The sequence below is a fragment of the Stenotrophomonas sp. STEN023 genome, assembly GCF_056760135.1.
Genome location: NZ_JBRREF010000133.1, coordinates 1 through 8,797 on the forward strand (window position 1 = coordinate 1; position 8,797 = coordinate 8,797).

General features: G+C 65.0%; 8 protein-coding genes. 2 read left to right on the forward strand and 6 right to left on the reverse strand.

The features are described from left to right. Positions 1-141: 141 nt before the first annotated feature. Complete coding sequence (locus ACVOLV_RS21525) at positions 142-1,005, reverse strand: ion transporter (protein WP_481556133.1); 864 nt, start codon at positions 1,003-1,005, stop codon at positions 142-144. Positions 1,006-1,075: 70 nt separating this feature from the next. On the opposite strand from ACVOLV_RS21525, the gene ACVOLV_RS21530 reads away from it, so the two are divergent. Then, on the forward strand, positions 1,076-2,305 hold the full coding sequence (locus ACVOLV_RS21530; protein WP_481556140.1) for an acetylornithine transaminase: 1,230 nt from the start codon (positions 1,076-1,078) through the stop codon (positions 2,303-2,305). Positions 2,306-2,435: 130 nt separating this feature from the next. Here the strand turns inward: ACVOLV_RS21530 and ACVOLV_RS21535 are convergent, their stop codons facing one another. The 5 genes from ACVOLV_RS21535 to ACVOLV_RS21555 all read right to left on the reverse strand — a co-directional run bounded on the left by ACVOLV_RS21535 (position 2,436) and on the right by ACVOLV_RS21555 (position 8,047). Further along, positions 2,436-4,268, reverse strand: coding sequence for a serine hydrolase domain-containing protein (locus ACVOLV_RS21535; RefSeq protein WP_481556134.1), 1,833 nt, complete (start codon positions 4,266-4,268; stop codon positions 2,436-2,438). Beyond that, on the reverse strand, positions 4,265-5,557 hold the full coding sequence (locus tag ACVOLV_RS21540; protein WP_481556135.1) for a sensor histidine kinase: 1,293 nt from the start codon (positions 5,555-5,557) through the stop codon (positions 4,265-4,267). The genes ACVOLV_RS21535 and ACVOLV_RS21540 overlap by 4 nt, the downstream gene beginning before the upstream one ends. Beyond that, on the reverse strand, positions 5,554-6,252 hold the full coding sequence (locus tag ACVOLV_RS21545) for a response regulator transcription factor (RefSeq protein ID WP_481556136.1): 699 nt from the start codon (positions 6,250-6,252) through the stop codon (positions 5,554-5,556). Before ACVOLV_RS21545 ends, ACVOLV_RS21540 begins: the two co-directional genes overlap by 4 nt. 3 nt (positions 6,253-6,255) lie before the next feature. Further along, entirely contained in the window at positions 6,256-7,374 is a 1,119-nt protein-coding gene (locus tag ACVOLV_RS21550; RefSeq protein ID WP_481556137.1) for a type 1 glutamine amidotransferase domain-containing protein, read from the reverse strand. 76 nt (positions 7,375-7,450) lie between these two features. Beyond that, on the reverse strand, positions 7,451-8,047 hold the full coding sequence (locus tag ACVOLV_RS21555) for an HAD-IA family hydrolase (protein ID WP_481556138.1): 597 nt from the start codon (positions 8,045-8,047) through the stop codon (positions 7,451-7,453). Positions 8,048-8,184: 137 nt separating this feature from the next. On the opposite strand from ACVOLV_RS21555, the gene azu reads away from it, so the two are divergent. Next, complete coding sequence (gene azu / locus ACVOLV_RS21560; protein WP_481556139.1) at positions 8,185-8,637, forward strand: azurin; 453 nt, start codon at positions 8,185-8,187, stop codon at positions 8,635-8,637. Positions 8,638-8,797 lie beyond the last annotated feature (160 nt).

The following is an 8,797-nucleotide window of genomic DNA, read 5'->3' on the forward strand; positions in this document are numbered from 1 at the left end:
CCCGCGGCCGCCCGCCGCCCCCGCCGCCGCCCCCGTCGCGGGCGCGCCCCCGCCGCCGCCCCCCGCCGCCCCCCCCCCCCCCCCCCCCCCCCCCCCCCCCCCCCCACACACCCGCCGCTCCCACAACCTGCGCGAAGCAGCTCAATGCTCCAGATGCTCCGGCAGCTCATGCCCGCAGCGGTTGCAGTACTTCGCCTTGAACTCATGCCCTTCATGCCCGCAGACCGGGCAGCCGCGGTTGTCGTGGCGGCTTTCGCGCAGCATGTTGCCGGCCAGCTCAGCGGTGTAGATGCCGGTGGGCACGGCCAGGATGCTGTAGCCGATCAGGATCAGCGCCGAGGTGATGAAGCGGCCCAGCGTGGTGTGCGGGACGATGTCGCCAAAGCCGACCGTCGCCATCGTCACCACTGCCCAGTACATGCTGGTCGGGATGTTGCTGAAGCCGTATTGCGGGCCTTCGATCACATACATCAAGGCGCCGGCGATGATGGCGATGGTCACCACCATCGACAGGAACAGCAGGATTTTGCGGCGGCTGCGCCACAACGCTGCCATCAGCACGCCGCTTTCCTCGATGTAGCGGGTCAGCTTGAGGATGCGGAATACCCGCAGCAGGCGCAGCACGCGTACCACCAGCAGGCTCTGTGCGCCGGGGATGAAGAAGGAAATATAGGACGGCAGGATCGCCAGCAGGTCGATGATGCCCCAGATGCTGAACGCATAGCGCAGCGGCCGCCGTACCACCAGCAGGCGCAGCACGTACTCGGCGGTGAACAGCAGGGTGAAGCCCCATTCGACGATATAGAAGCCGGTGGCCCAGGCCACGTGGATGCGCTGCACGCTGTCGAGCATCACCACCAGCACGCTGGCGAGGATGGCCCAGACCAGCAGCAGGTCGAAGCGGCGCGAGGGCGGGGTGTCGGTGCGGTGGATGATGTCGAACCAGCGGCGGCGCCAACCGCTGTCGCTGGCCGGGTTCAGTTGGGGGGCGGAGAACAGTCGCATGTGCCCATTGTGCCGCAGGCCCGCGGAATGGAGGACAATGCACCGTTCACACCCACTGATCTGGAACGCCATGACCGCTGTCGTCGAGCCGCTGTTGTCCCTGTCCAATTACTACCTGCCGGTCTACCGCCCGCGCCAGCTGGTGCTGGAGCGAGGCCAGGGCGCGCGACTGTGGGATACGCAGGGCCGTGAGTTCATCGATCTGGCCGCCGGCATCGCGGTATGCAGCCTGGGCCACAACAACCCGGACCTGAAGGCGGCGCTGTTCGAGCAGGCCGACAAGCTGTGGCACACCAGCAACATGTTCTACAGCGAGCCGCCGCTGCATCTGGCGCAGGAGCTGGTGGACGCTTCGCGTTTCGCCAAGCGCGTATTCCTGTGCAATTCCGGCGCCGAAGCCAATGAAGTGGCGATCAAGCTGGTGCGCAAGTGGGCCAGCGCGCAGGGCCGCGGTCCGGAAAAGCGCTTCATCGTCACCTTCCGCGGCAGCTTCCACGGCCGCACCCTGGCCACGGTGACCGCTACCGCCCAGCCGAAGTACCAGGAAGGCTACGAGCCGCTGCCCGGTGGCTTCCGTTATGTCGACTTCAACGACGTCGCCCAGCTTGAGGAAGCGATGGCTGGCGGTGACGTGGCCGCGGTGATGTTCGAGCCGGTGCAGGGCGAGGGCGGGGTGATGCCGGCCAGCGCCGAGTTCATGCGCCGCGCCCGTGAGCTGTGCGACCAGCACGACGCGCTGATGGTGCTGGATGAGATCCAGGTCGGCATGGGCCGTACTGGTGAGCTGTTCGCGCATTGGAACTGGGGCGTGACCCCGGACATCGTCACCCTGGCCAAGGCGCTGGGCGGCGGTTTCCCGATCGGCGCGATGCTGGCCGGCCCCAAGGTCGCCGATATCATGGGCGTTGGCGCGCACGGCAGCACCTTCGGCGGTAACCCGCTGGCGGCGGCCGTTGCCCGGGTGGCGCTGCGCAAGCTGTCCTCCGATGAGATCAAGGCCAATGTCGTGCGCCAGTCGGCCGCGTTGAAGGCCGGTCTGGAAGCGATTGGCGAAGAGTTCGGCGTGTTCGAGCAGGTGCGCGGCATGGGCCTGATGCTGGGTGCGGTGCTCAAGCCCGACTACGTCGCTGACATCGGCGTGCTGCTGGATCTGGCGGCCGAGAAGCAGGTGCTGATCCTGCAGGCTGGTACCAGCGTGCTGCGTTTCGTGCCGGCGCTGAACATCACCGATGAGGAAGTTGCGGAAGGCCTGAAGCGCGTGCGCGAGGCGATTGCGGCTTACATTGGCTCACGCGGCTGAAACAAGCGATAGCACTGGCGAGCCCAGTGCTGCGGATACTCGATGCCCCCGACGTGTACCGCTGGCAGCGGTCACTCGGGGGCATCGAGTTTCTGCGGCCTTGGCCGATGCAAGGTCAGGGGGCGGGTGTTCACAGCAGCCACAGCCGCAAAGGCAGCAGCTGCCATGTAACCAGCAGTCCAACCCCGGGCAAAGTCGCCAACAGGCATGCCGTCAGCAGGCGTGTCCCGCGCTCGGCGCGTCGCCACCCGTGCAGCCCCACTGCCGTTCCTGTCAGCAGCGCCAACGGCAGCAGCAAGCTCACGCCGGCCAACGTCATGCTCGCCACAGTCCGATCACCCAGTTGCAGCAGGGATTGCCGATAGAGCAAGGCCAGTGGCAGCAGCAAGGCTGTACCGGCCAGGACGGGCAGGAAAATCGGGTGTTGCCGGCGCAGCTTTCCGCGAATCGCAAACACAACACCGGTCAGCATCACGATGACAACGCCGACCATTGCGATGGACAACAGCAGCCCCGGCACAATGATGCGCCAGGCAGGAACCCGCATATGGTTGCGCAGCCCGTCGCTCAGAGCACGTGCACCGTCTTCGCCAATCAACAGCACATGCGAGGCTAGAACCCGGCCGTGCGCGCGGAACAGTTGATTGCCGTTCGGCTGCAGCAGCTGCGCGTCTCTGGATAGCGAACGTAGACGGAGCTTGCCCCCAACAGTGTCCACGCGAACGAAGTCGGTCAGCGCCTGCAGTGGCGCAATTGCAGGCATTGCCTGGGGTGAACGGATGTAGAAGCCGTCCCACGCTGACATCGAGGTTGTGATGGGCGATGCGGCCTGCACTGAAGCAATGGGCGGCAGTGCCAGTGCTTCGACAAGCCGCTGGTTGAGTCTTTCGTTCTCGGCGTCCTCGTTGTCGGTGTTGGTGGCGACGAAGAAAGCGCTGCGCTGCTGCGGAAATATGCACAGCATCGCCCAGTAGCCGACGGTGTTGCCGGGATGGCAGCCACCCACCTGGCCGTGCCGGTCGCGTCCGACCAGCACCAGCCCATGACCGAGTGGCAGGCCAGCGCGCACGGCCTCGGTTCCAGCCGGTGCAGTCAGCGCCTTCATCAGCTCCGTTGCGATGAAGGGCTGCCCCGCGTTGCTGCCGTCGCCAAGCAGGAAGCTGGCAAACAGCGCCATGTCGCCGGCAGTGGTGGTCAGTTGCGCGGCAGGGCGTAGAAACGCGGGTACGGCCGGTGCGGGGCGCGCCTGTTCAAAGTGGCCCATCGCAAGATGCGGGTCTGCCTGCGAACCGGTCTGCGTGGTGTAGCGGAAGGTACTGTCCCGCATGCCCAGCGCGGCCAGTACTTCCCGGTCCATCCAGGTTTCGTAGCGTTCGCCAGTGACGGCCTCGACCACCTGTCCCAGCACGGTGTAGCCGAGGTTGGAGTAGTTGAAGCGGCTGCCAGGTTGGCTGAGGACGCGTAGTGGTGCGTGGTCCGTGCCAGATGCGATTGCCAAAGGCACGTCAGCGGTAGCCTTGAGACTGAAGAACTGGCCGAGTTTCAGGTTTTCCAGGCCAGCTGTATGCGCAAGCAGGTGGCGCACACGTACCGGGTGCGTGGATTCCCAGCGATTGTCAAAGCCGATTGCCGGAACCACCTCTGCCACCGATGTATCCAGGGAAAGCCGGCCTTGGCTGACCAGTCGTAGCACGCCGATGGCAAGGACCGCCTTGGTGACCGAACCGACGTGCACGCGTGTGGAGGCCTGCATGGGCGAGCGGGTGGCCGCATCACGTACGCCTGCGGCACCGTTGGCTGCGCTGCCATCTGCAGTGACGGTGGCCCAGACCGCGCCTTGCAGTCCTTCCTCATCAAGGATGCGCTGCATGTCGGCATGCAGTTGGCTTCTGTCATTGGCTGCAGCAAAAGGTGCCGCCAAGACGGATACGCACAGCAGAATAGTCAGCAGAAGGGTCTTCATGGCGTGGCTGGCGCTGGCATGAGCGGGAACGCGACCGACGTCAGTCCGTCATCGTGGCGGATGTCCAGTGCAATGCCGTGCTGCTCGCAAAGCCGCTGCACGATCGCCAAACCCAGTCCGAAGCCAGCACTGTTCGCTCCCTTGCTGAAGGCATCCAAGGCATGGTCGCTGATGCCAGCGCCGGGATTGCTGACGCGCAGCCGTTTGCCTTCAACGGCGATGCGTATCGTGCCGGCCGCTGTATGCGCGAAAGCGTTGCCAATCAGGTTGGCGAGCACTACCTGCAGCACTGCCAGCGGCAACGTGCTGTTTGCGGCGAACGGGACGTCGATGTCCAGCTCGATCTGCTTGTCGTCCAGCAGTGACGATTGCTCGACAACCACGCGTTCTATCATCGGCAACAACCTGTTCGCTTCGCCAGTGGCAGGCAGCGCCTGTTCGCGGGCCAAGGCCAGCAGCATGCTGACGGTTTGTTCCAGCTGCAGCGCGGACTGGCGGATCTGTGACAGCCCCTGCTGTGCCGCAGGCGACAGCGACGGATCACGGGCAAGGCGCTCGGTGGTTCCACGGATAACGGCTAACGGTGTGCGCAGCTCATGGCTGGCATCTCGGGTGAACTCGCGCTCGCGGATGACGAAGGCACGGATGCGGGTGATCAACGCCTCCAGTCCACGTGCCAGCACGCCGACTTCGTCGTCGGCAAAGCGCTGCGCATGCACGGCAGGCAGGTGATCGGGCTCGGCGCTATCGACAAGCTGGGCAAGCCGCGACAGCGGTGCGGTAGTGCGACCTGCCAGCCATGCGCCGAGCAACAGGGCCAGCGCGATCACCGCCGCGCCAGACCAGACCAGCAGCTGCAGCAAACCCGCGCGCTGTGGCCGCACCACCAGTAACTGGCTCACTTCGGCCAACAGCCAGGCCGGTTTGGCGGCAGCATCAGGCTGCAGGCGCTGCAGGTGATAGTGACGGCCGCCGCTGCCCGGGAATTCGCGCCGATGCGGTTCGCGCGCAAGCGTGCTGGCGATGCTGTCGGGCAGCTGTGCCGCGGACTCGATCACCTGCATCCATGATTCGCGTGGTGCCTTCCATGCGCCGGTCTGCGCATGATGCTGCAGCTGCTCGTTGGCTTCGCGCTCCAGCAGCCCATTGAAGAACATGTCCTCAACTGCATAGGCGAACACTGCCACGTACAGCCCAAACAGTGTGGCGACCACCAGCGTGAAGCCGGCGAATCCCAGCATCAGCCGGTTGCGAAGGCACTTGCGTGGCGTCGCGGATGGATTCGTCACGGTATGCCCTCATCGGACTCAAGGCGGAAGCCGACGCCATGCACGGTCTTGAGCATTGGCGTGGCAAAAGGTTTGTCCAGCATTTGCCGCAACAGATAGAGGTGCGTGCGCAACGGGTCCGAGTCGGGTGGGGTATCGCCCCAGAGGCGCTGCACCAGATCGCTGCGTGTCAGCGTACGCGGCCATGCTTCGGCCAGCGCAAGCAGGATGTCGAAGCTGGTCTGGTGCAGCTCGATGTGCTGGCCATGGCGTTGCACGTCGTGGCTGCGGCGATCGATCCGCAGGCTGCCGATGCACAGCACGTGTTCCTGCCCAGCGCGGTGGCGTTGCGACAAGGCGAGGCAGCGGGCCACCAGTTCCTCGCCAGCAAAGGGCTTGATCAGATAGTCATCGGCACCGCTGCGGAAGCCGAGCAGGCGGTCGTCCAGTGCATCGCGCGCGGTCAGCATCAGGATCGGGACATGCCGGTCGGACTCGGCGCGCAGGCGCTGGCAGACCTGCAGCCCGTCAAGGCCGGGCAGGCCCAGATCCAGCACCAGCACGTCCGGTGGCTCGGCCAGCGCCATCTGCAGGCCGCTGCGGCCGTCGGCGGCGAAGCTTGCCTGGAATCCATGTGCGGACAGCAGCGCCTGCAGGTTGTCACGCAGCAGGCGGTTGTCCTCGATCACCAGAATGCGCAGGGCAGGCAGGGGCATGGCTCAACCGTCGATCTGTTGCAGGAGGGCTTGAGCCTGTTCCAGCTTCGGATTGCTTGCCAGTGCCTGGAGTACCAGGGCGCGAGCCTGTGCCGGTCGCTTGAGTTTGAGGTGAGCTTCAGCAGCAGCAAGTTTCAGGCGTGCTTCGTGCATGTGCGGCAGCGCCAGTTCCATGACTTGCAAGGCCTGCTCCAAGGCGGCATCGCTGGCTGCGACCTGCGCCTGGTAATAGCCGAGGATGCCGATCAGCTCAACGTGATGGCGCGAGACATCGGCTGCGAGTGCAGCACGTGCGCCTTGCGCGTCGCCGCTCAACAGGCGTTCCACCAGGGCCATGCTGGTTTCATCGCGCCACGGTGTACGGGCGACCGGTGTGCGGCCGGTGGCCCGCACGATGGCTTCTGCCACGGCGGTGGTGGAGTACGGGTTCTGGCCGGTGATCAAGCGGCCATCGACCACCAGCTTGGGCATCATCAATGGCGCTTCCTGCCACTGCGCGCCACGCTGACGCAGTGCATCCTCAAGCAGCCATGGGAATTGCGGCGCCCACTTCTTGCCGAATATCGCTTCCTCTTCATTGCTGAAGCCGGTGAGTTGGCGACCCGCGACGAGCAGGCTGCCATCGGCCAGCCGCACCTCGGCCAAGGCGGCCGGACCGTGACAGACCGCGGCCACGATGCCGCCGTTGTCCCAGACCTTGCCCAACAGCTGCTGCAATGCCTGGTCGCGGGGCAGATCGAACATCGCGCCCTTGCCGCCGACCACATACACGGCGGCGTAGTCGGAGGCGTTCACCGCGGTAGTGGCCTTGGTGGCGGCCAGTTGCTGCATCGCCTGTGCGTCGGCCAACAATGCAGCGTTGAAGGGCTCGTCCGGGTTGTACTTGTCGGCCTCCACCGCGCCGCCCTTGGGGCTGGCGACCTCCACCTGCAGGCCGTTGGTCTTGAATACCAGCCATGCCTGCGACAGCTCATCGAACTCGTAGCCCGGGCGCTGCTTGCCGGCATCCTTGCCTTCGCCGCTGACTACGATCAGCACCTTGTCGGTTGCGGCCGATGCAGGTTGTGGCAATGCCGGTGCGAGTAGCAGGAGGGACAGCAATAGTCGCGAGGGCAGATTCATCGGTGGCTCCAGTGGCTTGGGAGGCCAGTGTCGCCAACGGATATCAAATGAATTTCAATCGCGTCGAGAAGCTGGGTCAGCGCAGTAGATGATGGCGTTTGAGCAGGCGCCGCAGCGACTGCGCATGAAACGCAGTATCGGCATGCAGCCCGGCTTCGCGCGCGCCCTGTACATTGCGGAACAGGTGGTCGACGAACAGGCTTCGTGCAGGCGCACATCCAAGCGTTGCACAGGCCGCCAGGTATGCTTTCGGATCAGGCTTGCGCACGCCCAGCGCCGCGCTGCACAGCACGCGGCGGCCGCCCAGCATCTGCTCGATCACCGGCCGCGTCAGCAGGCCATTGTTGGTCAGCACCGCAACCTGCACATCCGCATGCACGCGCTCCAGCACCGCCACGCAATCGTTGCGCAGCTTGGTCGCAGCGAGCCGTGCAGCGTGCCAGTGCGTCGCGTCCAATATGCTCCCCAAACGTTGATTCAAGGCCAGCAGCAACTGCTCAGCATCGAGTTCACCACGGGCATGGGCGAACTCCAGCCCGTCCGTGCGCAAAGCCGCGTCCACCTGCTCGGGTGTGCAGTTGGCAGCTTCGGCAAGCTGGCGCAGATGGATACGGTGATTGTAATCGGCGAGCAGGCCGTCGAAATCCAGCAGCAGGGCATGCGGTCGTTGCATGGGTGGCAAGGCAGGAACGGGGCTGCAGTATCGCTGGCATGGCAGCTGCGCGCAGCCTGCGACATCGCGTCACAGGTGAAATCAGACACATTTGCCTAGAATCAGGACACTTTGGTTGTCATAGCGTGGAGTTCACCGTGAAGCGTTCCAGCCTGCTGTTGTTGGCCCTCGCCGGCCTGTTGCCCGCCGCGCCTGCGCTGGCGCGTACCTGTGCGGTCAGCATCGAAAGCAATGACCGGATGCAGTTCTCAGTGCCGCAGATCCGGGTTGCCGCCGATTGCACCCAGGTGGACCTGACCCTGAAGCACACCGGCAGGATGCCGGCCACGGCGATGGGGCATAACTGGGTGCTGACGCGTACGCCGGATTTCCAGCAGGTAGCGACGGCCGGCATGCGCTCGACCCTGGCTGACAGTTATCTGCCGAAGAATGATGCGCGGGTGATTGCGTTCACGCCGGTGATCGGCGGCGGGCAGACCACGCAGGTGCGCTTTGCGACCAGCAAGTTGACGCGTGGTGGTGACTACACCTTCTTCTGTTCGTTCCCGGGGCACTGGGGAATGATGAAGGGCAAGCTGGTTTTTGGTTGATTGATACGGTCTGAAGTTGCAGGTGCGCTGCGCGCACCTCGGCTAAATGCGCAGTTCCCGGGCGGGCTTTGTGGGAGCGGCGTAAGCCGCGAAGCAAATGGCAGCATCAGATTGCACGCGGACCAAGGCCTGGGGCAGGGTCAGCTTCGCGGCTTACGCC

What these genes read in the sequence shown, in the direction of transcription:
- ACVOLV_RS21525 (WP_481556133.1), bottom strand. Translation starts at nt 1,005, where the DNA reads ATGCGACTGTTCTCCGCCCCCCAACTGAACCCGGCCAGCGACAGCGGT.
- ACVOLV_RS21530 (WP_481556140.1), top strand. Translation starts at nt 1,076, where the DNA reads ATGACCGCTGTCGTCGAGCCGCTGTTGTCCCTGTCCAATTACTACCTG.
- ACVOLV_RS21535 (WP_481556134.1), bottom strand. Translation starts at nt 4,268, where the DNA reads ATGAAGACCCTTCTGCTGACTATTCTGCTGTGCGTATCCGTCTTGGCG.
- ACVOLV_RS21545 (WP_481556136.1), bottom strand. Translation starts at nt 6,252, where the DNA reads ATGCCCCTGCCTGCCCTGCGCATTCTGGTGATCGAGGACAACCGCCTG.
- ACVOLV_RS21550 (WP_481556137.1), bottom strand. Translation starts at nt 7,374, where the DNA reads ATGAATCTGCCCTCGCGACTATTGCTGTCCCTCCTGCTACTCGCACCG.
- ACVOLV_RS21555 (WP_481556138.1), bottom strand. Translation starts at nt 8,047, where the DNA reads ATGCAACGACCGCATGCCCTGCTGCTGGATTTCGACGGCCTGCTCGCC.